This window comes from Streptomyces sp. NPDC087270 (assembly GCF_044744625.1).
Lineage (GTDB): Bacteria > Actinomycetota > Actinomycetes > Streptomycetales > Streptomycetaceae > Actinacidiphila.
The window spans coordinates 187,164-211,869 of record NZ_JBIUYR010000005.1; the positions used below are offsets into that span (position 1 = coordinate 187,164).

Below are 24,706 nucleotides of genomic sequence, written 5' to 3' on the forward strand. Positions count from 1 at the left end.
GTTCACCGTCCGATCCTATCGCCACGCCATCCATGACACCTGGTACCTTCTTGACACCGAGTGCCATAGAAGGCAGCGTGTGCCGTATGAGGAAGAACCAGCGCTGGACCGCCCACCAGATCCCGGACCAGGCCAAGCGGGTGTTCGTCGTCACCGGTGCCAACAGCGGCCTCGGCCTGGCGACCGCCCGGGCACTCGCCCGCAAGGGCGGGCACGTGATCCTCGCGGTGCGCGACGAGGCGAAAGGCCGCCTGGCCGCCGCGGAGATCACCGCTGAGCAGCCTGACGCCGCCCTTGAGGTGCGCCGCCTCGACCTGGCCGATCTCGATTCGGTCCGAGCATTCGCCGATCGGTTACGCGGCGATCACCCGCGGCTGGACGTGCTCGTCAACAACGCCGGAGTGATGGCGCCGCCCCACTCACTGAGCGCCCAAGGCCACGAGTTGCAGTTCGCCTGCAACCACCTCGGCCACTTCGCGCTCACCGGTCTGCTGCTCGACCTGCTGACCGAGGGCGACGATCCCCGCGTGGTCACGGTGAGTTCGAAAAACCACCGGCAGGGGCACCTCCACGTCGACGACCTCTCCGGCGAGCGCACGTACTCGCCCATGGGGTTCTACAACCAGTCGAAGTTCGCCAACGCCGTCTTCGGACGGGAACTCCACCGGAGGCTCGCCGCGGCCGACAGCCCGGTGCGCAGCCTGCTCGCCCACCCCGGCTACACCTCCACCAACCTCCAGACGAGTGCGCCCGTCAACAGGGTGAAGGTGTTGTTCGGCCACGTCCTCGCCCCGCTCGCCCAGCCCCCGGACCAGGGTGCGCTGCCCCAGCTGTACGCGGCCACCGCCCCGGACGTGAAAGGCGGCGAGTTCATCGGGCCGGACGGCTTCGCCGAGTTGCGGGGCGGCCCGACACGAGTGCGGTTGTCCCCCGCGGCAGCCGATCCCCGGACCGGCCGCCGTCTGTGGGAACTGTCGGAGCGGCTCACCGACGTACGGTTCCTGTTTCCGACCGCTGACTGACGATCGCGTCGGCGAGATCGAAGAAGGCCTCGACGACGATGTCCCGGCGCTCGTATGGAGTGACGGCTTCCCCCTTGCTCCCGCAGCCGCTCGTGCTACTCCTGCTACCCCTGTCGTTCCTGCTGTTCCTGCTGTTCCTGCTGTTCCTGGGCGAGCAGGTCGAAGGCTTGCGCGCCGTCGAGGGATTCGCGGATGAGGTCGGCGTGGCCGGCGTGGCGGGCCTGCTCCTCGATCAGGTGGAGCAGAATCCAACGGGCGCTGCGCTTGCCGTCCTTGGGGAACCAAGGGGCCTCGGGCAGCGCGACGAGCACGTCGAGGGTGGGGAGTTCGGCGATGGCCGCGCGGGTCGCGCGGCCCACCGCGTCGAGCTCGGCGAGGACGCCGGCGAGGGTCTCGCCGGGCAGCAGCTGGAACTCCGCCTGCCAGTCGGCGGCCGGGCCGGGGCCGGCCTGCGGGCGGCCCATCAGGATGACCTGGACCCAGTTGTGCTCGCAGTGTGCCGCGTGTTTGACCAGGCCGCCGAGCGCCATCGCGCTCGCGCTGGGGTGCGCGGCGGCCTGCTCGTCGGTCAGCCCGCGGACCGCGCGGCGCAGCCCGCCGCGCTGCGCGTCCAGGAAGGCCAGCAGTGCGTCCCGCTCGTCGGTCTCCGCGTTCACCAGGCTCGGCATGGGGTTCCCTTCGGTCCGTCTCCGGTGCCGTTCGTCTTGACACTCTCGACCCTAGGAGCCGATGCGGTCAGGTACGGTCCGCGATCGCCCGCGGCTCAGCGGGGGCGACGCGGGCGGGGGAAATCGCCGTCGAGGACGCGGGGGGCGATGCCGCCAAGACCCGTATCCCGCTCGACGGACCGGTCACAGTCGCCGACGTCAACCGCATCGGCAGCGGCCCGGGCTACAGGAGCCAGTGGCGGGACGAGCGAGCCGTAGCCGGTGGCGGCCCAGACGCTCTCGCCCGCGGCTCAGCGGGGGCGACGCGGGCGGGGGAAATCGCCGTCGAGGACGCGGGGGGCGATGCCGCCAAGACTCGTATCCCGCTCGGCGCACCGGTCACAGTCGCCGGCGTCAGCCGCATCGGCAGCGGCCCGGGCTACGGGAGCCGGTGGCGGGACGAGCGAGCCGTAACCAGTGGCGGCCCAGACGCTCTCCCCCGCGGCTCAGCGGGGGCGACGCGGGCGGGGGAAATCGCCGTCGAGGACGCGGGGGGCGATGCCGCCAGGACCCGTATCCCGGTCGACGGACCGGTCGCCGGCGCCGGCGTCAGCCGCATCGGCAGCGGCCTGGGCTACGGGAGCCGGTGGCGGGACGAGCGAGCCGTAACCGGTGGCGGCCCAGACGCTCTCGCCCGCGGGCACCTCGAAGTACGGGACGCGGCGGCCGTCGGTGGCGGTGTCGGTGAGCACCTCCGGGGCGCGGTGCTGCTCGACGGCCGTGGCGCACTCCGCGCAGGCGGCGACCCGCAGCGTGTCGCGGCTGCCGAGCGGCCGCCAGACGAGGCGGCGGGCGGCCCGGCCGTGCAGCGGGTCGAAGAAGCAGAGCGGAAGTGCGTCGAAGCGGCCGTCGAACGCGTCGCGGCCCTCGGCGACCAGGGCGAGCACGCCCGCGAGGTCGGGGATGCCACGGGCGCCGTCCAGCACCTTGCCGGCGGCCGCGTAGGCGTCGAGCGCGCGGGCGAGGCCGGGCCGGGAACCGGCGTCGGCGTCCTCGACCGCCTCGCCGAGCGCGATCACCTCGGCCTCGGCGCGGCGCCGGAGCGCGGACTCGTCGGCGACCTCCTCGGCCGCGAACACCTCCCGCGGGAAGGCGAACGGCGAGGCGCGGCGGGCCATGGAGCGTCGCCGCAGCAGCCAACCGGCTCCGCCGCCCAGCACCACGACGGCGGCCACGACGAGCAGCCACACCACCGCGCCCGGCCCGGAACCGGCCGAACCACCCTTGCCGTGCTCGGCCTTCGCCGTGGTCGGGGGGCCACCGATGTCGGCGGTGGCCTGGTCGTACGCCTTCTTGCCGTCGCCGCTCGCGATCAGGTCGATGGCCTTCGCGACACGGTCGGCGAGGCCCGCGCTCTTCATGTCGTCCATCAGGCCGACCGCACTGGCCGCGTCCATGACCTGATGCGTGTCGTCGGGCCACTCCTGGCCGGTCAGCGTGTCGCCGAACTCGCCGTCCATGGTGATCAGGATGAGGTTGCCCATCCCCAGCCGGTCGTGCAGCACCCCCTGGAGCACCGTGGAGTCGCCGTCGAACGCGTCGCCCTTCACCAGGGGTACCAGCGCCACCTTGATCGGCAGGTGCGTCCTGCCGATCCGCGCGACCAGTTGCTTCTGCCGCGCGGGCGGCACCGCGCCCGCGTACGCCGGGTCGACGTACACCGGGGAGGCTTTCAGCGCGTCCGCGATCCGCTGCCCCGCCGTGCCCCCGGTGGCGGGCGCGCCGAGCCGGACCGGCGCGTGGACCTGTGATCGCGCCTGTGCCTGCGACTGCGCCTGAGTCCGGGCCGGCGCCTGCGCGGCACCGGCGGGCGCCGCGGCCACGAACAGCCCGCACAGGGTCGACAGCCCTGCCAGCAGGGCGAGTACGGCGCCCCGAACCGTCCCGTGGAGTGCGGGCGACGGCAGCACGGGGGGACGGTGGCTACTGGACATGGGTGTACTCCCTCGTGCCGGCGATCAGCCGGGCGATCCCGTCGCGTGCGGTGGGCAACGGACCCGGGGCTTCCTCGTACGGCCGCCAACTCCCGTGCGGGCCGGGCAGGAAGAGCCGTCGGCGGTCGAGCGCGTCCGGCCCGCGGGCCGCGGCGGCGCGGCAGCCGTCGCAGCGGTGGCCGGCGCGGGCGGCGGCGCGCCGGGCGGACGGGATGCGGTCGCTCGGCCCGGCGGCGGCGGTGGCCGCGCCGCCGGTGGCCGCGGCGCCGTGCAGCGGGTTGACGGTGCAGCAGTGCAAGTACGGCCGTCCGGCGAGCGCCGCCAGGCCCGCCTGCGCGAGCACCGTCGCGGCGGCCGACTCCGCGGCCCGCGCGCCCGCGTCGCGTCCGTCGCCGTCATGACCCTCGCCGTCACGACCGTCGCCGTCACCGTCGTGGTCGCCGAGGAGCAGCATCGCCGTGTCGAGGCAGTCCCAGGCGGTGTCGCGGTGCGGGGCGTCCGGGGCGGCGGCCGCGAACCGCGTTGCCAGGGCGTCCGTTTCGCGCCGGGCTGCCTGCGCGAGGTAGGCGGTCGAGGCCCGCGAGGGCGGCTCGGCGACCGCCGCACGACGGGGCCCGCGCCGCGCGCGCCGTCGGAGCGCGGCGCCCGTCCCGGTGCCCGCGGCGGTGAGCCCGACCAGGACGGCCGCGCCGAACGCGCCGACGAACAGCCCCGGAAAGAAGTCGCCGTGGAAGAGCCCCGGCAGCTTGTGGGCGGAGACCGCCTCGGGGGGCTGGTCCGGGCCGGAGGACGGATCGGCGGCGGCGTGCGGGACCTTGGCGATGTACGCCATGAGCTGGTCCAGGCGGTCGCCGAGGTGGTTGTCGTCGGAGGCGTCGTCCGAGCGGTCGTAGGCGATGGCCATCGGCAGGTCGAGGGTGAGGCGGAGGTCGTCGAGCGGGAGGCCGTAGTCGTAGACGTCGATGTCGCCGCTGAGCGGGTCCGCGACGACGTAGAGTCCGCCGCTGCCCTTGCCGGCGTCGGTGCCGGGGGCGCCGCCGCCGTCGGCCGCGAGGCGGGCGTGCACCGCGGTCACGAACGCCTCGGAGTCGCCGGCCGACTCGTCGTCCGGCAGTTGGGGCACCACGGCGAGCCGGATCGGCCCGGTGCGGAACGCGGCGATCTTGCGGCGGAGTTCGGCGAGCCGGGCCGCGTCGAGCACCTGCGGACTCTCCGGGTCGGTGTAGACGGCGCCCTGCCGCAGGCCGGCCGCGACCCGGTCCACCCGGGCGGTGAGGTCGGCGCGGGTAGGCGGCGAGGCGGCGCTGTCGGTGGTCTGGTCGAAGAGCTGGGGCGCCAGGAGCACGATGCCGAGGACCAGCAGCAGCGCGGCGGCCGACTCAGGCAGCAGCGCCCGGACGCGCCCGCCGCGCACCGTACGGTCCTCGGCGCCGCGGCTGTCCTTGGCGCCGCGGCTGTCCTTGGCGCCCTGGGCGCCCTTGCGCGTGGACCGGCCGGCGGGCTTGCCGGGAGGATGGCCGCCCTTGGCGAGGGTGACACCCGCGCCGCCGCCACCACCTACGCCACCACCCGCGCCACCGCCACCGACCGCTCCCCTGGCACGCGTACGATGCCGGCGGGCCCGTAGGAACCAGCCGATCAGCAGCACGGACAGCGGGAGGCAGGTCAGCGCGATGCCGGTGAGGAAGGACTGGTTGGCGCGGTCGGTGCTGTCGATGTAGTCGGGGGCGACCTCGCGGCCGGTGTTGCCGTACTTCTTCTCCAACTGGTCGGCGCGGTGCGCGGCCCGCGCCGGGCCGGAGGCGATCGCCTCGGTGAACACGCGGAAGGAGCGCAGCGGCCCCGCGTCGTACGGCAGCGCGTACAGCGCGATGGTCCGTGCGTCGTCGGCGGGGGCGCGGACGCCGAACGCCTTGGCGGCGGCGACGCCCATGTCGTCCACCTCGACGTAGAGCCCGTCGCGGCCGAGCCGGTCGTGGACGGTGCCCAGCAGGGCGTCGCCGGAGCCGCCGTGGTCGGGCAGGACCAGGACGTACGTCGGCACGCCGGTCGTCTTCGCCAGCGCCGCGAAGGCGGGGGCGGTGGACCGCGGGACGACGCGCGGCAGTTGGTCGGTGACGTACACCGGGTCGGTGCGCAGCGCGGCGGCGAGCCGGACGGACTGCGACACGGGCGGCGCCGCGCTGCCCTCGTCCGATCCCGTGCCGGACCCGGAACCGCTGTCCGGTGCCGCGCTCGCGCCGCCGGCACCGCACAGGAGCAGCAGCACGCCGAGGACGGCCAGGATCAGCGCGGCTGCCCGCGTCGGCGCGCCCCCGCGCGGCGATCGGCGCGCGTCCGCTCCGCTCGTGTCCCCCATGGCCGTCTCCCCGTCGTGCCTGTACCCACCCACGACTGTAGTTCCCGGCACCGACAACGCCCCGCCGGCCCGCCACCCCTCCCCGACGCCCCGCCGCCACCCGGCTCGCGGCCCGCCGCGCCGCCCCCAGCCCGCACTCGCCATGCACCCGCCAATCCTCGGACGTTCAGGGCGAGTTGGCCGACGCGTGCTGGTGCGGGTGATACCGGTGGGGCTAGGGTCATGGCTGCCCGAGCCCGCCACAGGACTGCGCACGTGGCCGGGGTCGGTCCGCCGAGCCGAGCTCCGACCACCTTGGGGGTTCCTGTGACCGCAACCGCACTGCGCCGCCGCGCGACCGCGCTGCTGATCGCCGCCGCCGCAGCCACCGCGCTGGGTTCCGCGACCGCGCACGCCGACGACTCGCCCGGCGGGTGGGTGGCGGCGGGCAGTTCGACGGTGAACTCGCTCACCGGCGGCGAGGGCATCGCCAGCCGGGCGGACGGCTCGCTGCTCACCCGGGGCCTGGGCTCGGTGCCGCTGCGGCTGCGGGTCCAGGGCTGGAACCACGTCGGCGACCCGGACATCGCGAACGGCTACGTCTTCGACGCCTACCAGGGCGGCGACGACGCCACCTCCAAGCTCTTCGAGGTCACCACGCCGGGCGGCCAGTCGTACGACTACACCCACCCGCTGGACTCCGGCGAGGCGCTCAACAACTCCTTCGCCGCGGTCTCCCCCGACGCCCAGTGGCTGGTGGAGGGCGAGTGGAACACCGAGACCCGGTTGCAGGTCTTCCCCGCGCCGCTGACCAACCCGTCCACGCCGAGCACCGGCGGCACCCTCGCCCAGGCCGGGCAGATCACCCTCGACCGCAGCGTCTCGGACATCCAGGGCTGCGACTTCGTCTCCGCGACCCGGCTGGTCTGCGCCTCCGACGACGCCACGAAGGACGTCCTCCAGGTCGACCTGCCGCACGCGCTGGACGGCACCCCGGTCACCGGGCAGGTCAGCACGCTCTTCCAGATCCCGCAGAGCAGCATCTGCTCGGGCACCTTCGAGGCCGAGGGCGTCGACTACGACCCGTCCGCCAAGCTGCTGCGGGTGGAGATCGTGCCGCCGAGCGTGTGCGAGGTCGCCACCACGATCTACGCCTACCGGCCGACGACCGGCTGACCTGATCATCGGCTGACCGGCGGGCGATCCGGCCGACCCGCGGGCCGTTCGCCCCTACCCGAGCCGCAGGTGCCGGGCCGGATCGAGGAGTACGCGGCCGCCGATCTCGATGGTGCCGTCGGCGCCGGGCGCGCAGAGGATCTGGGCGCCCGGCGCCTCGCTGACGTTCAGGGCCCGTTGCAGGTGGTGGGCGAGCAGGAGGGCGCCGGCGCCGGTGGGACCCGGGCGGGGGGACGCGGTGCCGTGGTGTTCGGCGCCGACGACCCGTCCGGCCGCCTCGTCGGACCACGCCCAGGCATAGTGGCGCTCCTCGGCGTCACCGGCCGGCCGCGCCTCGACCAGCGCCGGAGCGGCGTACTGCCGCAGGGCGCACGGCGCCGCCCAGCCGGCCAGCGCGGTGACCCAGCCGAACTCCCCGTCGTGCCGGGCGAACACGTCGCCGAGCGAGGGGATCTCCAGGATCTCCAGGTCGAGCAGCCAGGCCGCGCCGATCAGCGCGTGCGGGGCCAACTCGCGGCCCGGTACGGAGCCCGGCCCCGCGCCCGGCGCGGCGGGCCGGCCGGGCCGGTGCACCTCGACGGCGCCGCGCTCCGGGTCGTCCACGAACACGGTGTGCGGGCAGCCCAGCCGCGCGGCCAGTTCCTGGCGCGAGCGGCGGTCGGGATACGGCCGCCCGTCGCGTACGACCGCGACCTCGCTGCCGTGGCGGCGGTCGGGGCCGCACAGCACGGTCAGCACGTCGACACTGGTACGGGTGGCTGGCACGGGAGCATTCAACCAGCCCGGACCGTAGCGCGGTCACCGGTCGTGTCGCGTTGCGGGCGGCGGGCCGGGCCGGGACAGTGGGCCCATGACACGGACGGCGGCAACGGACCCGGCGGCCATGCTCGCGGTGGCCCTCCAGGAGGCGCGGGCGGGGCTGACCGAGGGCGGGGTCCCGATCGGCGCGGCCCTGTTCGGCCCGGACGGCGACCTGCTCGGCCGCGGCCGCAACCGCCGGGTGCAGGACGGCGATCCGTCGGCGCACGCCGAGACCTCGGCGTTCCGCGCGGCGGGGCGGCTGCGCGGGTACCGGCTCACCACCATGGTCACCACCTTGTCGCCGTGCTGGTACTGCTCCGGCCTGGTGCGGCAGTTCGGCATCGGCCAGGTGCTGATCGGCGAGGCGCGCACCTTCCACGGCGGCCACGACTGGCTCGCCGAGCACGGCGTGCGGGTGACGGTGCTGGACGACGACGCGTGCGTCACGCTGATGCGGGACTTCATCGCGACACGGCCGGAGTTGTGGGCCGAGGACATCGGGGAATAGCCCGGCGGGAGGTCCTCGGCGGCACGGGCGCCGGACCGCCCGGATACGTCGCGGGGCGGTCCGGCGGCCCGACCGGGCTACCAGCGCCGGCAGTTGACCATCCGTCAGGTGCAACGCGCCTGTCAGGCGAAGGCGTTCACGCCGGTGAGTTCGGCCGACAGGGTCCACAGCCGGGCCGCCTGCTCGGGGTCGACGGCATACGCCTTGACGCCGGTGCGGGGACCGTCGGGCACCGCGACGTCCGCGATGTCGCAGTCCTCCAGGTAGACCCCGCCCTTGCCGTCGAGTTGGGGTGAGGTGGCGGCGAAGACCTGGGTGGCGGCGCCCTGTTCGGGTGTCTTGAAACCCTCCGGGTTCAGCGGGTTGCCGTCCTCGTCGATCCAGCCGCGGTCCACCATCTCCTGCTGGGGAAGGTGGCGTTGGAGCGGGGTGAGGATACCGCCGGGGTGCAGCGCGAAGGCCCGCACGCCGCGGTCGCGGGCGAGGGCGTCGAGCTGGACGGCGAACAGCACGTTGGCGGTCTTGGCCTGGCCGTACGCCTCCCACTTGTCGTAGTCGCCCTGCTCGAACCCGAGGTCGTCCCAGCGGATCGCGGAGTAGTGGTGACCGGCGGAGGAGACCGCGACGACCCGGCCGCGGCCCCGCTCGATCGCCGGCCACAGCCGGTTGACCAGGGCGTAGTGGCCGAGGTGGTTGGTGGCGAACTGCGCCTCCCAGCCCGGGCCGACCCGGGTCTCCGGGCAGGCCATGACGGCGGCGCTGTTGATGACGAGGTGGATGTCGCGGCCGGTGGCGAGGAACCGCTCGGCGAACTTCTCGACGCTGCCGAGGTCGGCCAGATCCAGCTCCTCCAGCTCGACGCCGTCGATGCCGGCCAGCGCCTCCCGCGCGGTGTCGGGGCGGCGGGCCGGCACGACGACGTGCGCGCCGGCCGCGGTCAGCGCGCGGGTGGTCTCCAGGCCGAGCCCGGAGTAGCCGCCGGTGACGACCGCGAGCTTCCCCGTCAGGTCGATTCCGCGCAGGACCTCGGCCGCGGTGCTCTCGGCGCCGAATCCGGATGCGATGCGCTGCTGTGGTGTGGTCATGGCTTCGAGGCTAGGAGCTGGAGTGCTCTCCAAGGCAAATGGCTGCGCGGCATTCGAGCCGAACGGCGGCGGGTTTCACCTCTTCCGCCGCGTTCAGCCGCTGCCGGCCCCGGTGTCGGGCGCGGTTCCGTGTCCGGGTACGGAACCGGAAGCGGGCGCGGTTCCGTGCCCGGGCGCGCCGCCCGGACCAGGCGCGGCGCCCGGACCAGGCGCGGCACCGGGATCAGGCTCCGCGCCGGCAGGGGGCCGGGACAGCACGGCCGTGGCCACGTACGACACCACGACCGCCACGATCACCAGCGGCATCACGGTCAGGCCGTCCTTGCCGATCAGGAGGGTGGCCAGCAGCACCGACGTGAGCGGCAGCCGCAGCATGGCCACGCTCATCGCCCCCATCCCGGTGGCGAAGGCGGCGACCAGCGGCAGGCCGGGCAGGTGCGACATGAGCACGCCGCCGGCCGCGCCGACGAACAGGGCCGGGAAGATCGGGCCGCCGCGGAAGGCTCTCAACGACGCGGAGTACGCCAGGACCTTGCACACGACCAGCAGCGCGAGCGTGCCGATCGAGAACGTGGCGGCGTCGCTGAGCAGCGGACCCATCGCGGTCTGCCCGGAGTAGAGCACATCGGTGGCGGGCTTGCCCGAGCCCTCCGCGTAGGCGATGGCCAGGCCCGCGACGACCAGGCCGAGCAGCACGGTGAGCGGCAGCCGGTGGCCCTCGACGTGCCGGCGCAGCCGCCGCGCGAGCCACCGGAGTCCGGCCGCGATCAGTGCCGCGGCCAGCCCGATCAGCAGCGCCCAGCCGAACTCGGCCGCGGTGGGGTCGGCCGCCTTCGGCACGTGCGGCAGCTTCAGGGAGTACGTCCCGAGGCCCGTCCACGAGCCCATGCCGACGAAGATGAGCGCGCCGATCCCGGACGCGAGCAGGCCGGGCACCAGCACCGGGCCGAGCATCGGACCGCCCAGCCCGGCCGCCTCCATCAGCAGGAACGCGCCCAGCAGCGGCGAGCCGAGCAGTGAACTCACCGCGGCGAAGCTGCCGGTGGCGCCGACCACCGCGTACGTCCGCTCGGGCAGGCCGGGCCGCAGCAGCCGGATCGACCCGGCGGCCAGCCCGCCGCCCAGCGCGAGCAGCGGCGCCTCCGGGCCGAGCACCGCGCCGAAGGAGAGGGTGGCGAGGGCGGCGAGGAAGACGCCGGGCAGCGCGCTCAGCCCGAACGTGCCGGTCGCGGAGAACCCGTCGGTCGGCTCGTGGCCGCCTGCGCCGGGCAGGAAGCGTACGCACAGCGCGGTCAGCACCCCGCCGACCGCGAGCATCGGCACCGGCCACCACGGCGGGGTCCCGTCGAAGCCGAGCGAGCGGGGCAGGTCGTGGTAGATCAGCGGTTCGAGCTTCGCGGTCAGCGCGAGGAAGCCGAACGCCGCCGCGGAGATCGGGACGCCGAGCAGGACCGCGAATCCCAGCAGGGCGAGGTAGGCGCGGCTGCGCAGCAGCGCGTCCGCCTCGGCCGCCACGCCGTTCCCGCCCGAACCGGCCCCGGGCGCGCCACCCGTGCCCGGCCCGCCACCCGTCCCGCCCCCCGTGCCACCGCCCGTTCCGCCGCCCGTTCCGCCGGGTGTGCCCGCCGCCCCTTCCGCCCCGGCTGCCCCGCCCGCCATGACCCACCGCCTCACCGCCGACCGCGTTCGCGTACCCCGACCCGCCGACCCAAGCACCAGGCGCCGCCCGCCCGGCCGCCGACACCGGTCAGGTCACCCGGCGGAGCGGCGGGAGCGGGCCGAATGCCGCACGGACCGCGCCGCGCCCCGCGGTTCACGGCCGCCTTCCGCGACGTACCCGGCACCGGACCGGCACCGGACCCGCCCCGCGGTCATCCACGCGCCCACCCGCCCCCCGACCACCCCGCCACGCACACGCACGGTGACGGCTCCGGCACGTCCCGTCCGCTACGGTGAGGCACGTGACAGCTCAGCCCGGACCCCGGTGCCTGGTGACCGGGGCGACCGGGTACATCGGCGGCCGGCTCGTCCCGCAACTCCTCGACGCCGGACACGAGGTGCGGTGCCTGGCCCGCACCCCGGAGAAACTGCGCGACCACCCGTGGGTGGGCCGGGTCGAGGTCGCGGCCGGCGACGTGCTGGACCGCGAGGCGGTGGGCGCGGCGCTGCGGGACGTCGAGGTGGCGTACTACCTGGTGCACGCGCTCGGCACCGGCGCCGAGTTCGAGCACACCGACCGCAAGGCGGCGCGGATCTTCGCCGAGCAGGCCAGGGCCGCGGGCGTGCGGCGGATCGTCTACCTCGGCGGGCTCACCCCGCGGGACGTGCCGACCGGCCGGCTCTCCCCGCACCTGCGCTCGCGCACCGAGGTCGGCGAGATCCTGCTGGCGTCGGGCGTGCCGACCACGGTGCTGCGGGCCGCGGTGATCATCGGCTCGGGCTCCGCGTCGTTCGAGATGCTGCGCTACCTCACCGAGCGGCTGCCGGCGATGGTGACGCCGAGTTGGGTACGCACCCGGCTTCAGCCGATCGCCGTCCGCGACGTGCTGCGCTATCTGGTGGGCAGCGCCGCCATGCCGTCCGACGTGAACCGGGCGTTCGACATCGGCGGCACCGGCGTGGTCACGTACCGGGACATGATGCGGCGGTACGCGACGGTGGCCGGGCTGCCGCGGCGGGTGATCGTGCCGGTGCCGGTGCTCACGCCCCGGCTGTCCAGCCACTGGGTCGGGCTGGTCACGCCGGTCCCGGCGAGCGTGGCGCGCCCGCTCGCCGAGTCGCTGCGGCACGAAGTGGTCTGCCACGAGCACGACATCGCCGACCACGTGCCCGACCCGCCCGGCGGTCCGCTCGACGTGGACACCGCGCTGCGGCTGGCGCTGCAACGGGTGCGGGACGCGCAGGTCACCACCCGCTGGTCGTCGGCGTCGGTGCCCGGCGCGCCGAGCGACCCGCTGCCGACCGACCCCGACTGGACCGGCGGCAGCCTCTACACCGACGAGCGGGAGGCGGTGGTCGACGCCTCACCGGCCGATCTGTGGCGGGTGATCGAGGGCATCGGCGGCGAACACGGCTGGTACTCCTTCCCGTTGGCGTGGGCGGTGCGCGGCTGGCTGGACCGGCTGGTGGGCGGGGTCGGGCTGCGGCGCGGCCGGCGCGACGCGGAACGGCTGCGGATCGGCGACTCGTTGGACTTCTGGCGGGTGGAGGAGATCGAACGGGGCCGGCTGCTGCGGTTGCGCGCCGAGATGCGGCTGCCCGGCCCGGCGTGGCTGGAGATGCGCGCGGGCACCGACGGCTCCGGCCGCACCCGCTACCACCAGCGCGCCGTCTTCCAGCCCCGAGGTCTGCTCGGGCACGCCTACTGGTGGTCCATCTCCCCTTTCCACGCTGCCGTGTTCGGCGGGATGGCGCGCAACATCGCGCGGGCGGCGAGCCGTGTGGACGCCTCGGAGGGCCGCGCCTCCGCCGCGAGCGCGTCGGGCCGGCTCACGAAAGGCGGCCGCACGCGATGAGCGGGTCCGCCAAGTCCGCGAAGTCCGCCAAGGCCGCCAAGTCCGCCGACTCCGCTACGGCCGGGGCACGTTCGGCGACGACGCGGCGTGCGGTCGTGCTGTTCACCTCCGACCTGCGGGTGCACGACCATCCGCCGCTGCGGGCCGCGCTGGCCGGCGCGGAGGAGGTGGTGCCGCTGTTCGTCCGCGATCCCGCGGTGGACGGCGCCGGGTTCGCCGCGCCCAACCGGCGGGCGTTCCTCGCCGACTGCCTGGGCGCGCTGGACGCCGGGCTGCGCGAGCGCGGCGGGCGGCTGGTGCTGCGGGCCGGGGAGACGGTCGCGGAGGTGTGCGCGGTCGCGCGGGAGGCGGACGCGGCCGAGGTGCATGTGGCCTCCGGATGCAGCGGGTTCGCGCAGCGCCGTGAGGAGCGGCTGCGGCGTGCCCTCACCGCGGACGGGCGGCGGCTGCACGTCCACGACGCGGTGGTCACGGCGGTGCCGCCGGGCCGGGTCGTCCCGCAGAACTCCGGCCACTTCGCGGTGTTCACCCCGTACTTCCGGCGCTGGCGGCAGGAGGGGCTGCGCGATCCGCTGCCCGCACCGAGAGCCGTGCGGGTGCCGGAGTCGGTGCGCTCGGCCGCGATCGAGCCGCGCGCGGCGGTCGGCGCGGTGTCACCCGAACTGGCCGCGGGCGGTGAGGACGTGGCCCGGCGGCTGCTCACCGCGTGGCTGCGGCGCGGTGTCGGGGAGTACGACGCGCGCCATGACGACATGCCGGGGGACGCGACGTCGCGGCTCTCCCCGCACCTGCACTTCGGCACGCTCTCGCCGGTCGAGGCGGTGCGGCGGGCGCTGGCGAAGGGCGGGCCGGGCGCGGAGGCGTTCGCCCGGCAGGTGTGCTGGCGCGACTTCAACCACCAGTTGCTGGCCGCCCGTCCGGCGGTGTCGGCGGCCGACTACCGTACCCGGCACGACCGTTGGCGTACCGGGGCTTCGGCGGAGGCCGACGCGGAGGCGTGGCGGCAGGGCCGGACCGGCTACCCGGTGGTCGACGCGGCGATGCGGCAGCTGCGTACGGAGGGCTGGATGCACAACCGGGGCCGGCTGCTGACCGCGAGCTTCCTGACCAAGACCCTCTACCTGGACTGGCGGGTGGGCGCCCGGCACTTCCTGGAGCTGCTGGTCGACGGCGACATCGCCAACAACCAGCTCAACTGGCAGTGGGTGGCCGGCACCGGCACCGACTCCCGCCCCAACCGGGTGCTCAACCCGCTGCTCCAGGCGAAGCGGTACGACCCGGACGGCAGTTACGTGCGCCGCTGGGTGCCGGAGCTGGCCGGTGTGGCGGGTGCGGCGGTGCACGAGCCGTGGAAGCTGCCGGCGCGGGAGCGCGCGGGGTGCGGCGACTACCCCGAGCCGATCGTCGAACTGGCCGAGGGGCTGGCCCGGTTCAGGCAGGCGCGGGGGCTCGGGTAGCGAAGCGGCCGGAAGTGGACCGCGGCCGGGCATGGCGGTGCCGCCGGACGGGATGCGTCCGGCGGCACCGTGGTGCGGTGAAGCGTTCAGAGCGGTGGAGCCGTGGTGCGGTGGAGCCGTAGTGCGGTGGAGCCGTGGTGCGGTGGTGCGGTGACGCCGTGGTGTGTTCAGAGCCGCGGAACGTTCAGGCCGTGGAGCCGCGGGTCAGATGTTCCAGACCTGGAACTCCGAGAGCTGCCCGGCCGGCCAGCCGGTGTTCGCCGTGACGTTCAGCCGGAAGTAGCGCTGGCTGGTCGCGGGGAACGACAGGGTGACGGTGTTGGACGAGGTCGGGCTGAAGCTGTAACTCGCCGACGCCTTCAGGGTGGTGAAGGTGGAGCCGTCGGTGCTCGCGGACAGCGCCAGCGTCTCGTTGCGGGCACCCCAGCTCGCGGGGAGCTGGAGCACGACCCGGCTGGCGCTCTGCGCGGAGCCGAGGTCCACCTGGACCCACTGCGGGAAGGCGCTGTTGGCGCTCTCCCAGTAGCTGTCCTGGTTGCCGTCCGTCACGTTGGACGAGGGGTAGACGTCGGTGTGGCTGGACTCGCTGGTGGCCGCGTGCAGGGCCAGGTTGGCGCTCACCGTGCCGGTGCCGGTGCCGGTCAGCGGGACCGTGGTCGGGCTGTTCGACGCGTTGCCGGTGACGGTGAGGGTGCCGGTGCGGGCGCCGGTCGCGGTGGGCTTGAAGGTGACGCTCACCGTGCAGGTGCCGCCTGCCGCGATCGAGCTGCCGCAGGTGTTGGTCTGCGCGAAGTCACCGGAGGCGGCGATCGAGGAGACCGAGGCGGCCGCGGAACCGCTGTTGGTGAGGGTGACGGTCTTCGGGTCGCTGCTGATGCCCGGTGCCACGCTGCCGAAGCTCAGCGACGACGGGCTGGCCGCGAGGGTCGCCGAGGACGGCGGGGTGCTGCCGCCGCTCCCGCTGGGGAAGACCTCCAGGTCCGACAACTGGGCCTGGGACCAGCCGGAGTTGGCGGTGATGTTCACCCGGACGTACCGCGCGTCGGCGGCGTTGAAGGTGATGGTGACGGTGTTGCCGGTGGACGGGTCGAAGGTGCGGTCGGCGGAGGCCGCCAGCGTGGAGAAGCTGGAGCCGTCCGTGGAGCCCTGCACCGACAGGGTCTGGGTGCGGGTGGACCACGCCGTGGCCGGCGGGAGCTTGAGCACGACCTTGCCGACGCTGTAGCTCGCGCCGAGGTCGACCTGCGCCCACTGCGGGAACGCGCCGGAGCTCTCCCAGTACGTCGACGCGTCCGGGTCGGTGATGTTCGTCGCCGGGTAGAGGCTGTTGCTGCTGCTCGCGGTGGCGGGCTTGCCGGCCGCGATGTCGGTGCTGCTGTCGATGCCGCTGCCGGTCAGGCCGACCGTGGTCGGGCTGTTGTTGGCGTTGCTGGTGACGGTGAGGGTGCCGCTGCGGGCGCCGCCGGTGGTCGGCTTGAAGGTGACGTTGACGGTGCAGGAGGCACCGACCGCGACGGTGGAGCAGTTGTTGGTCTGGGCGAAGTCACCGGTCACCGCGACGCCGGAGACGGTCGCGGAGGTGGTGCCGGAGTTGGTGACGGTGACCGCCTGCGCGGCGGTGGTGGCGCCGACCACGGTGCCGGCGAAGGACAGGCCGCCCGGGTTGGTGTTGAGAATCGGGCCGGGTGCGGTGCCGGTGCCGGACAGGGTGACGGTGTTGGTGACACCGCCGGCGTTGACGGTCAGTGCACCGGTGCGCGCACCGGTCGCCGTCGGGCTGAACTTGACGCTGACCGTGCACGACCCGTTCGCCGCGATGGAGCTGCCGCAGGTGTTGGTCTGCGCGAAGTCACCGGAGGCGGCGATCGAGGAGACCGACGCGGCCGCGTTGGTCGGGTTGGAGACGGTCACGCTCTGCGCGGCGCTGGTGGTGCCGGTGGCGACCGAACCGAAGGACAGCGCGCTGGGGCTGGCGGTGACGCCGGACGGCGGGTACGGCGGGAAGACCGGGGTCGGCCACGGCCCGCAGACCGGGGTGCCGTCGATCCCGGAGTTGCCGCCGCCGTCGGTGACCGCGAAGTTGCCGCCCTCGCAGCTGTAGACCGGCGAGGGGGCGCCCACGCCGGTGGCGGTGACATTGGTGAACTTCGCGGCGCCGCCGGTCTGTTCCTGCAGCGCGAAGGTGCCGGTGCCGGCGATGGTGACGTTGCTGAGGTTGACCCCGCTGACCGTGCCCTCCACCCACTGCACGGCCTCGTACGGGCTCTGCTCGATCAGGGCGTTGGAGACGTTGATCGGGCCGGTGATGGCGCCCTGGCTGCCGTCGAACCACAGCGCGCCCACGCCGAACTGCCAGTTCGGGTCGAGGCTGCCGTCGCGGATCATGGTGTTGTTGCTGATGGTGGTGGTGCCGACCGGCGTGGAGGTGAAGCGCTGGCCGACCTGGATGCCGCCGCCCTGCGCGAGGCCGGTGTCCTGGACCAGGTTGCCGGTCACGGTGTTGTCGTGGCCGCCGTAGATCGCGATGCCGTTGGCGAGGGTCTGCACCGAGACGGTGTTGTCGGAGATGGTGTCGTTGGCGTCGGCGCCGAGCGAGGAGTCCGCCCAGGTGGCGATGCCGTCGTCACCGGTGTTGCGGATGTCGCTGTTGGTGACCGTCGAATTGGTCACCCCGCCGTGGAAGTTGATGCCGTCGGCGGTGGTGTCGCGGATGCGCATCCCGCTGAAGGTCAGCTTGTCCATCGGGCCGTCCATCCAGGCCCCGACCTTCATGTGGTCGATCCACAGGTTGGAGACGGACGAGTTGCTCATCGCGCCGCCGATCCCGTTCACCTGAGCGTTGTCGTCGCGCTCCTGGACGTTGCCGAAGATCGCGAAGTTCTGCAGGTGGACGTTGGTGCTCGCCGGGCCGCCGGTGCCGTAGGTCCCGTAGAAGCCGGGGGCGGTGCCGGTGACGGTCGAGTACCACATGCCGGCGCCCGCGACCGTGACGTTGTTGACGCTGATGTGGCCGGGGATGTTGTACGTGCCCGGCGGAATCCACACGGTGCCGCCCGACCCGGCCGCGCTGATCGCGGCGTTGAACGCGGCGGTGGAGTCGGCCGCGCCGCTGGAGTCGGCGCCCTCGCTGGTCACCGAGACCGAGCCGGCCGGCTGCGGGAGCGCGGCGCCGACCTGTTCGAAGTCGGCGAAGTCGAGGGTGTAGGAGGACGCGCTGTCGCCCGCGTCGACCTGGAACTTGAAGGTGGTGCCGGCCGGATACGTCGTGTCGAAGAGCCGGTGCGCCTCGTCGTAGAAGTGATGCGGGTTGCTGCCCGGCGAGTTGGTGAACGGGTAGCTGCCGTAGTACCAGGAGTACGCGTTCGTCAGCGTGAAGTCCGGCTGCTTGGTGCCGTTGACGTACAGCGACAGCGGCGCCGTGTACACCGAGCCGCCCGCGGTGTCCGGGATGCTGTACCGGAAGTCGATCGAGTTCGTGGCGACCGGCGTGGTGAACGTGACGTACTTGCCCGAGCCCTGCAGCGTCACCGCCTTGCGGTAGGACGCCTCGTCGGCGAGGTTGCCGGCCGCGTAACTCGGGCCGATCACGGTGCCGTTGGTGGCGGAGTTCTCCGCTTGCACCTCGACGTAGGGAAGGTTCGCGCCGCTGCCGCCGGTGGCGACCGCCGCCGTGGCCGCGACCGCGGGCTGGAACGCGAGGCCGAGCACGCCGCCCGCGGCGAGCACCGCGGTGGTGCCTCCGACCGCGACCGCACGTCTGAGACTTCGCAGGTGTCTGAACACGTCTTGCTCCTTTCGACACGAACAGCCGGACCGGCACCGCGGCGCCGAGCGCGACCGGGTGCGGGCCGAGGAGTGCACGAGCTGGGAGGAGGGGTGGGGAAAGGGGGGAAACGCCGGTGCACCACCGGGGTTCGGGTGGCGACGCAGGGGGACCGTAACCCCTCCGACACATCGCTGCAATATCCAGATCCGTTTTCGTTGAATCTCGACTTTTACTTGCAAGATTGAGTGTGATCACTTGAGTAACCGCCCGCCGTGGCACGGGAGTCGGCGGGGTTCGCACCGACCGCGCGGCAGGGGCGCGGGGCGGCGGCGGGCGGCCGGCGGGCACCACGACGCACCCCGCCCCGCACACCGCGACGGCATCGGACGTGCCGGGGCCGTTTCCTCCGCTTGCGCGAGGTCACAATCACGTGAAAACGGCCTGGCCGGAGCGCCTCGCGCCATTGACAGGCGGCTTTGCAGTGATTGTCATGGACATCAATCGAGACCGCGCCCGAGTGGCCCGTTCCGCGCGGTCCCGGACGAGGAGGTCAGCCCGCACCGTGGCACACGAAGCCGCCGGCGCAGCACCGGCCTACCGGCCGTACGCACCCCTGCCCGCGCCCGCGCGCACGGGCGGCGGCGCCGTGCGGCGCCCGCGCACCGCCCCGACCGGACGCGAGGCGCTGCTGGAGGCGGGGTGGGAACACCTCGCGCGCAGCGGCGGGTTGCTGCTGCACGGCCCGGCCGGGATCGGCAAGTCCGTGGTGCTCGACGCGCTCGCCGCGCGCGCCGCCGACGAGGGCGCCACGGTGCTGTGCTGTTCCCCCACCGCCGCGGACACCCCGCTGCCCTACCTGGGAGTCATCGACCTCTTCGCCCGGGTGCCCGAGGACGTGGTGCGGGCGCTGCCGTCCGGGCCGCGTACCGCGCTGCGCACCGCGCTGCTGCGCGGGCACGGACCGGTCGGGCCGTACGGCGGGCTCGCGGTGCGGCTGGCCGTGCTGGAGGCGCTGCGGCTGCTGGCCGCGCGGGCACCGGTCGTGCTGGTGGTGGACGGCTTGCAGTGGCTGGACGAACCGAGCGCGGAGGTACTGGCGTTCGTCGCGCGCCGGCTGGAGAGCACCGACGTGCGGATGGCCGCGACCGAGCGGGTGGCCGAGGACGGCCGGCCCGCCCGCGCCCGCTGCTGCCCGGCCGGCAGCGCCGAAGTCACCGTGCCCGCGCTGGGGGACGACGACATCGCGCTGCTGCTGCTCGCCTCCGGCGTGACCCTGCCGCCGTCCGCGCTGCGCGCGGTGCTGCACGCGGCGGCCGGAAACCCGCTGTACGCGCTGGCGTTGGGCCGGGACGCGCTGCGGGCCGGCACGCCCTCGCTCCCCGACGGCCACCAGCCGGTGCCGCCGGAGCTGCGCGCGCTCGTGCTGGACCGGGTCCGCGCGCTGCCCGGGCCGGTCCAGGAGGTGCTGCTGCTGGCCGCGGCCGCCACCCGGCCGACCCTCACCCTGCTGCGGTCGGCGGCCGGCACCGAGCCCACCGCGGCCGCGCTGGACGCCGCGGAGCGGCTCGGGGTGGCGGCCTGCGACGCGTCGGGCGCGGTGCGTTTCAGCCATCCGCTGCTGCCCGTCGCGCTGAGCGCGGACGCCTCGGGACCGGCCCGCCGCCGCGCGCACGCGCTGCTGGCCGCCGCGGTCGGCGAACCCGTCGACGCGGCACGGCACCTGGCGCTGGCGCACCCGCAGGAGGACGAGGCGACCGCCGGTACGGTGATGGCCGCCGCGCACCTGGCCCGGGAGCGCGGTGAGGCCGCCACCGCGGCCGAGCTGGCCGCGCTCGCCGCCGGCCGGACCCCCGCCGACCGCACCGAGCTGCACGACCAACGCCTGCTGGCCGCCGCCGGGTTCGCCTGCGACGCCGGCCACCGCGAGGAGTCCGAGCGGATCGCGCAGAGCGTGCTGGATTGCTCCACCTCGGCGCCCGGCCGGGTCGCCGCCCGGCTGGTCTTGCTGCGCAACGCCGGGCAGGCGCTGCGCGACAAGGCCGCGCTGATCACGGACGGGCTGCGGGAGGCGGCCGGGGACCAGGCGCTGGAAGCGAAGTTGTACGACTGGGCGGCGCTGCGCGGCCTGCTGTGCGGGGAGTTGGCGCAGGCGGCCGAGCACGCGCTGCGCGCCGCCCGCCGCGCCGCGGCCGTCGGGGACACCGGCACGGAGGTGGACGCGCTGTCCACGCTCGCCCGGGTGCGCTCGCTGGCCGGTGAACCGGCCGCCGCCGAGGCCGCGTTGGACCAGGCGCTGGCCCGGGCCGACCACGGGCCGCGCAGTTGGGGCATCCAGCGGATGCGGGCGATCCTCACCCTCGACTCCGACCGGGTCGGGTCCGCGCGGGCCCAGGTGCTCGCGCTGCTGGGCGCCACCGGCGCGGCGGCCGACGTCGAGCAGGACGTGGCGTCGCTGGTGGCGCTCACCCGGGTCCAGGTGCGGGCCGGCGAGTGCCGGGAGGCGCTGCGGACCGCGGCGCACTGCGCCCGCGTGGTCGCCGACGCCGGTCTGACCTCCGCGCCCGCGCTCTACGCGGCGGCCCTGGCGCGGACGTTCGGCGGCGACACGGACGAGGCGTGCCGGCTCGCGGTGGAGGCGGTGGCCGCCTCGGAGGCCGACGGCGACCAGCTCTTCCTGCTGCGCGCGCTCGCGGCGCTGGGGCAGGCCGCGCTCTTCGCGGGCGACCGGCGGCGCGCGGCCCAGTCCGTCGAGTCGCTGCGCCGCGCGCTGGAGATCGGTGCCGCGATGGGCGCCGCCGACCCGCCGCTGCTGTGCTGGCACGCCGACCTCGCCGAGGCGCTGGTCACCGCGGGCGAGACGGACGCGGCCGCCACGGTGCTCGGCCTGGCCCGCGCCCGGGTCACCGGTCCCGTGCCCGGCAGCGTGCTGGCGGCGCTGGAGCGCACCGAGGGGCTGCGGGAGGCGGCGGCCGGTCGGGCGAAGGAGGGCGCGGTGCTCCTGCGCTCGTCGGCGCAGCGGCTGCGCCCGCTGGAGCTGCCGGTGGAGCTGGTCCGTACGCTCACCGCGCTCGGTGCGGTGGAGCGCCGGGCCCGGCACCGTACGGCGGCGCGGGCCGCGCTCACCGAGGCGCTGGAGCTGGCCGAGCGGACCGGCGCGGCGCCGCTCGCCGCGCGGGCCCGGGACGAACTCGCCCGGGTGGACGCGGTGGTGCGCGGCACGGCGAGCGCGGCGCACCTGACGCCGGCGGAGACGCGGGTCGCCGATCTCGTCCGCGGCGGGGCCACCAACCGGGAGGTGGCCGCGGAGCTGTTCATCAGCGTCAAGACGGTCGAGGGGACGCTGTCGCGGCTGTACCGGAAGTTCGGTGTGCGGTCCAGGACGGAACTGGCCCATGTGATGGCGTCCGCGGGGCTCCGGCCGGCGTAGGTGCCCCGGCACCCGGCACCGCCACCCGCACCCCGGGCCCGCCGCCCGCGCACGTACCCGGACCGCGAGCGCCCGGGCCCGCCGCCCCACCCCCGTATCCCCGGCGAGCCCCCGCCCGACGCCCGTCCCTCCTCCCCCTGGACCTCTGCCGGACCTCCGCGCACACCATTCCCCCACATACGGCCCACCAACTCCCCACACCTGCCACGGGAAACACATCGTTAACAGTCGTCGCAAGGGTTCCCACGCTTATGTCCGGCCCCAACCGTCCCTAGCGTGGTGGTCGTCCCGATCCGGGCACCATCCCCTCATGGAGGACCTTCGTGACGCTCCGTCTGAAACTGCTGGTCGCCGCCGCGACTCCAGCGTTGCTGGCCGCGGCCATCCCCGCCGCGTACGCCTCCGCCCCCCACGCGGACTCGGCCCGTACCTCCCTGTCCGGCGACGTCGTGCCGGGCCTCACCTCGCACGCCGTCCGCACCGGTGACGTCGCGGCCGGAAAGCAGATATCCGTCGCGGTGAGCCTCACGGCCCGGAACGAGGGCGCGCTGGACACCTTCATCGCCAACGTCAGCGACCCCCACTCCTCCTCCTACGGCCACTACCTGACGAAGGCGCAGTACGCCGCCGAGTTCGGCCGCAGCGACGCCGACGTCAAGAAGGTCACCGACTACCTGCGCTCCCAGGGGCTCAAGGTCGGCAAGGTGCACTCCGGCAACCAGCTGATCGACGCCACCGGCACCGCCACGCAGCTGAAGAAGGCGTTCGGCACCACGCTGGCGAACTACAAGGACGGCGCCACCGGCCGCACCTTCTACGCCAACACCGCCGCGCCGTCGGTGCCCTCCTCGATCGCCTCGATCGTCGGCAGCGTCTCCGGCCTCAACAACCGTTCGCTGCTGCACCACACGGACGCGAAGGTCACCCCGCACAACGGCCCGGGCGGCGGCTACACCCCGGCCCAGATCAAGGGCGGCTACAACGTCTCCGGCGCCACCGGCAGCGGCCAGAAGGTCGCGCTGCTGGAGTTCGACGGCTTCCAGCAGTCCAACATCACCAAGTACGACAGCAACTACGGCCTCAGCTCCACCGCGCCCACCGTCAGCAAGGTGGACGGCGGCTCCGGCTCGCTCGGCGACGGGCAGGTCGAGGTCGAGCTGGACATCGAGGTGCTGAACGCGGTCGCGCCGGCCGCGCAGATCACGGTCTTCGAGGGCCCCAACTCCGACGCGGGCGAGGTCGACACCTACCAGGCGATCGTGGACAGCGGCATCCCCGTCACCTCGATCAGCTGGGGCGCCGCCGAGTCGGAGCGCACCAGCGCCAACATCACCGCCGTGGACGCCGTCTTCAAGCAGGGTGCGGCCGAGGGCCTGGGCTTCTTCGCGGCCTCCGGTGACGACGGCTCCGACGACGCCGGCAACGGCGGCAAGTCGGTCGACTACCCGGCGAGCGACCCGTACGTCACGGGCGTCGGCGGCACCACGCTGACGGTCACCTCGGGGAACGCCTGGAGCAAGGAGACCGCCTGGTCCGGCGGCGGCGGTGGCGTGTCCACCAAGTTCGCCATCCCGAGCTGGCAGACCTCGGTCCAGCAGAGCGCGGGCGGCGGCAAGCGCCAGGTGCCGGACGTCTCGGCGCTGGCCAACCCGAGCCCGGGTGTGTCCATCTACTCGCAGGGCAGTTGGGGCCAGGTCGGCGGCACCAGCGCCGCGGCGCCCGAGTGGGCCGCCTTCGCCGCCCTCTACAACCAGCAGGCCACCGCGGCCGGCAAGGCCAAGCTCGGCTTCGCCAACCCGGCGCTGTACACGGCGGCCGGCACCGGCTTCCACGACATCACCAGTGGCAACAACGGCGCCTACTCGGCCGCCAAGGGCTGGGACTTCGTGACGGGTTGGGGCTCGTACAACGCCGCCACCCTCTCGTCCACGCTGCTCGGCCAGTGAGGTGACGGCCTTCGGGCCGTGAGCACGACCCGGCCCGGACGGGGTGTCCCCGTCCGGGCCGCGGGCTGTTCGGACGTACGGCTCACCGCTGCCGGTTCAGCGTTGCCGGTTCAGCGTTGCCGGTTCAGCACTGACGGTTCAGCGCTGCCGGCTTGCCGCCTCGCGGTTCACGGCTTGCCCGCCTTACGGCTTGCGGCCGATGGCCGCGTAGACCGGGGTGCGGTCGCCGCCCTCGGGTTCGGGCCAGGGCATCGGCACCGCGAGCTCCGGGTGCCACCGGGGCGCGACGACCAGCCCGGGCTCGACGAGTTCGAAGCCGTCGAAGAACCGCGCCACCTCCGCGTGCGAGCGGACCTGCGCCGGGGTGCCGCCGGCCCGGTAGACCTTCGCCACCCCTTCGCCGGCCTCCGCGTCGAAGTCGCCGGTGACCTGGCTGATGGCGAGGTAACTGCCGGGCACCAGCTGGTCGGTGAGCGTCTTCACGATGCCGTGCGGGTCGAACTCGTCGGAGATGAAGTGCAGCAGCGCGACCATCGTCATCGCGACCGGACGGCTCAGGTCGAGGTGGGCCCGGGCCGCCTCCAGGATCTTCTCCGGTTCCCGGACGTCCGCGTGCACGTAGGAGATCCGGCCCTCGGGGTCCTGCTGGGACAGGTTCTCGGTGTAGCGCAGCACCGTCTTGCTGAAGTCCGTGCACAGGATGCGGGCTTCGGGCCGGGCGGCACGGATGACCTGGTGGTAGTTGGGCTCGGTCGGGATGCCGGTGCCCACGTCGATGAACTGGTCGACCTCCGTCGACTCGCCGAAGTAGCGGGCCATCCGCAGCAGCAGCATCCGGTTGATCCGGGCCGCGTCCTTGATGCCCGGGTAGGCGCGCTCGGCCGCGTCCACCCGCTCCCGGTCGATCGCGTAGTTGTCCTTTCCACCGAGGATGTAGTCGTACATACGCGCCGAACTCGGCACGCTCTCGGCGTCGTCCACGGTGGTGCCGCCGGTCGCCGGATCGTTCACTGCTGTCTCCCGG

15 protein-coding genes are annotated in these 24,706 nt (G+C 74.3%); 7 read left to right on the forward strand and 8 right to left on the reverse strand.

The window, feature by feature from the left end; all coding sequences use genetic code 11:
* Positions 1-86 precede the first annotated feature (86 nt).
* The gene (locus ACIPAE_RS12190) at positions 87-1,022 is read left to right on the forward strand and encodes an oxidoreductase (protein WP_402444705.1); all 936 of its coding nucleotides are present in this window, start codon (positions 87-89) and stop codon (positions 1,020-1,022) included.
* 104 nt (positions 1,023-1,126) lie between these two features.
* Here the strand turns inward: ACIPAE_RS12190 and ACIPAE_RS12195 are convergent, their stop codons facing one another.
* From ACIPAE_RS12195 to ACIPAE_RS12205, 3 genes are all read right to left on the reverse strand, one after another.
* Entirely contained in the window at positions 1,127-1,690 is a 564-nt protein-coding gene (locus tag ACIPAE_RS12195; RefSeq protein WP_329362825.1) for a DinB family protein, read from the reverse strand.
* 485 nt (positions 1,691-2,175) lie between these two features.
* On the reverse strand, positions 2,176-3,663 hold the full coding sequence (locus ACIPAE_RS12200; protein ID WP_402444708.1) for a hypothetical protein: 1,488 nt from the start codon (positions 3,661-3,663) through the stop codon (positions 2,176-2,178).
* Positions 3,653-6,022: a hypothetical protein gene (locus ACIPAE_RS12205; RefSeq protein ID WP_402444710.1), complete on the reverse strand. Its 2,370-nt coding sequence runs from the start codon at positions 6,020-6,022 to the stop codon at positions 3,653-3,655. Before ACIPAE_RS12205 ends, ACIPAE_RS12200 begins: the two co-directional genes overlap by 11 nt.
* Positions 6,023-6,328: 306 nt before the next feature.
* Here ACIPAE_RS12205 and ACIPAE_RS12210 point away from each other — a divergent pair, with 306 nt between their 5' ends.
* Positions 6,329-7,177 carry a hypothetical protein gene (locus ACIPAE_RS12210; RefSeq protein ID WP_402444712.1) on the forward strand — a complete coding sequence of 283 codons (849 nt, stop codon included), beginning with the start codon at positions 6,329-6,331 and terminating at the stop codon, positions 7,175-7,177.
* Between the two features lie 54 nt (positions 7,178-7,231).
* Here ACIPAE_RS12210 and ACIPAE_RS12215 read toward each other — a convergent pair whose 3' ends face one another.
* A complete protein-coding gene (locus tag ACIPAE_RS12215; RefSeq protein ID WP_402444714.1) occupies positions 7,232-7,942 on the reverse strand; it encodes a PhzF family phenazine biosynthesis protein in 711 nt (236 codons plus the stop codon).
* An 85-nt stretch (positions 7,943-8,027) separates the two neighbouring features.
* Between ACIPAE_RS12215 and ACIPAE_RS12220 the strand changes: the two genes are divergently transcribed.
* A complete protein-coding gene (locus ACIPAE_RS12220; RefSeq protein WP_366410838.1) occupies positions 8,028-8,486 on the forward strand; it encodes a nucleoside deaminase in 459 nt (152 codons plus the stop codon).
* A gap of 122 nt (positions 8,487-8,608) precedes the next feature.
* Here the strand turns inward: ACIPAE_RS12220 and ACIPAE_RS12225 are convergent, their stop codons facing one another.
* Together ACIPAE_RS12225 and ACIPAE_RS12230 are read right to left on the reverse strand one after the other, a co-directional pair.
* Positions 8,609-9,571 carry an SDR family NAD(P)-dependent oxidoreductase gene (locus ACIPAE_RS12225; RefSeq protein ID WP_402444716.1) on the reverse strand — a complete coding sequence of 321 codons (963 nt, stop codon included), beginning with the start codon at positions 9,569-9,571 and terminating at the stop codon, positions 8,609-8,611.
* Between the two features lie 93 nt (positions 9,572-9,664).
* Positions 9,665-11,086 (reverse strand): chloride channel protein, encoded by a 1,422-nt coding sequence (locus ACIPAE_RS12230; protein ID WP_402444718.1) that lies wholly within the window; start codon positions 11,084-11,086, stop codon positions 9,665-9,667.
* A gap of 446 nt (positions 11,087-11,532) precedes the next feature.
* Here ACIPAE_RS12230 and ACIPAE_RS12235 point away from each other — a divergent pair, with 446 nt between their 5' ends.
* Together ACIPAE_RS12235 and ACIPAE_RS12240 are read left to right on the forward strand one after the other, a co-directional pair.
* On the forward strand, positions 11,533-13,086 hold the full coding sequence (locus ACIPAE_RS12235; protein WP_366410841.1) for an SDR family oxidoreductase: 1,554 nt from the start codon (positions 11,533-11,535) through the stop codon (positions 13,084-13,086).
* Positions 13,083-14,543, forward strand: a complete 1,461-nt coding sequence (locus ACIPAE_RS12240) for a cryptochrome/photolyase family protein (protein ID WP_402444720.1) — start codon at positions 13,083-13,085, stop codon at positions 14,541-14,543. Before ACIPAE_RS12235 ends, ACIPAE_RS12240 begins: the two co-directional genes overlap by 4 nt.
* Positions 14,544-14,747: 204 nt before the next feature.
* Here the strand turns inward: ACIPAE_RS12240 and ACIPAE_RS12245 are convergent, their stop codons facing one another.
* Positions 14,748-18,326 carry a choice-of-anchor D domain-containing protein gene (locus ACIPAE_RS12245; protein ID WP_402444722.1) on the reverse strand — a complete coding sequence of 1,193 codons (3,579 nt, stop codon included), beginning with the start codon at positions 18,324-18,326 and terminating at the stop codon, positions 14,748-14,750.
* 545 nt (positions 18,327-18,871) lie between these two features.
* Here ACIPAE_RS12245 and ACIPAE_RS12250 point away from each other — a divergent pair.
* Positions 18,872-21,736, forward strand: coding sequence for an AAA family ATPase (locus ACIPAE_RS12250; RefSeq protein ID WP_329362845.1), 2,865 nt, complete (start codon positions 18,872-18,874; stop codon positions 21,734-21,736).
* A 323-nt stretch (positions 21,737-22,059) separates the two neighbouring features.
* A complete protein-coding gene (locus tag ACIPAE_RS12255) occupies positions 22,060-23,682 on the forward strand; it encodes a S53 family serine peptidase (RefSeq protein ID WP_329362847.1) in 1,623 nt (540 codons plus the stop codon).
* 183 nt (positions 23,683-23,865) lie between these two features.
* On the opposite strand, the gene ACIPAE_RS12260 is transcribed toward ACIPAE_RS12255, so the two are convergent.
* On the reverse strand, positions 23,866-24,693 hold the full coding sequence (locus ACIPAE_RS12260; RefSeq protein WP_329362848.1) for an SAM-dependent methyltransferase: 828 nt from the start codon (positions 24,691-24,693) through the stop codon (positions 23,866-23,868).
* Positions 24,694-24,706: the final 13 nt, after the last annotated feature.

Excerpts from the sequence above, each read along its gene's own strand:
- ACIPAE_RS12240 (WP_402444720.1), top strand. The coding sequence starts at position 13,083 with ATGAGCGGGTCCGCCAAGTCCGCGAAGTCCGCCAAGGCCGCCAAGTCC.
- ACIPAE_RS12195 (WP_329362825.1), bottom strand. The coding sequence starts at position 1,690 with ATGCCGAGCCTGGTGAACGCGGAGACCGACGAGCGGGACGCACTGCTG.
- ACIPAE_RS12200 (WP_402444708.1), bottom strand. The coding sequence starts at position 3,663 with ATGTCCAGTAGCCACCGTCCCCCCGTGCTGCCGTCGCCCGCACTCCAC.
- ACIPAE_RS12220 (WP_366410838.1), top strand. The coding sequence starts at position 8,028 with ATGACACGGACGGCGGCAACGGACCCGGCGGCCATGCTCGCGGTGGCC.
- ACIPAE_RS12205 (WP_402444710.1), bottom strand. The coding sequence starts at position 6,022 with ATGGGGGACACGAGCGGAGCGGACGCGCGCCGATCGCCGCGCGGGGGC.
- ACIPAE_RS12225 (WP_402444716.1), bottom strand. The coding sequence starts at position 9,571 with ATGACCACACCACAGCAGCGCATCGCATCCGGATTCGGCGCCGAGAGC.
- ACIPAE_RS12190 (WP_402444705.1), top strand. The coding sequence starts at position 87 with ATGAGGAAGAACCAGCGCTGGACCGCCCACCAGATCCCGGACCAGGCC.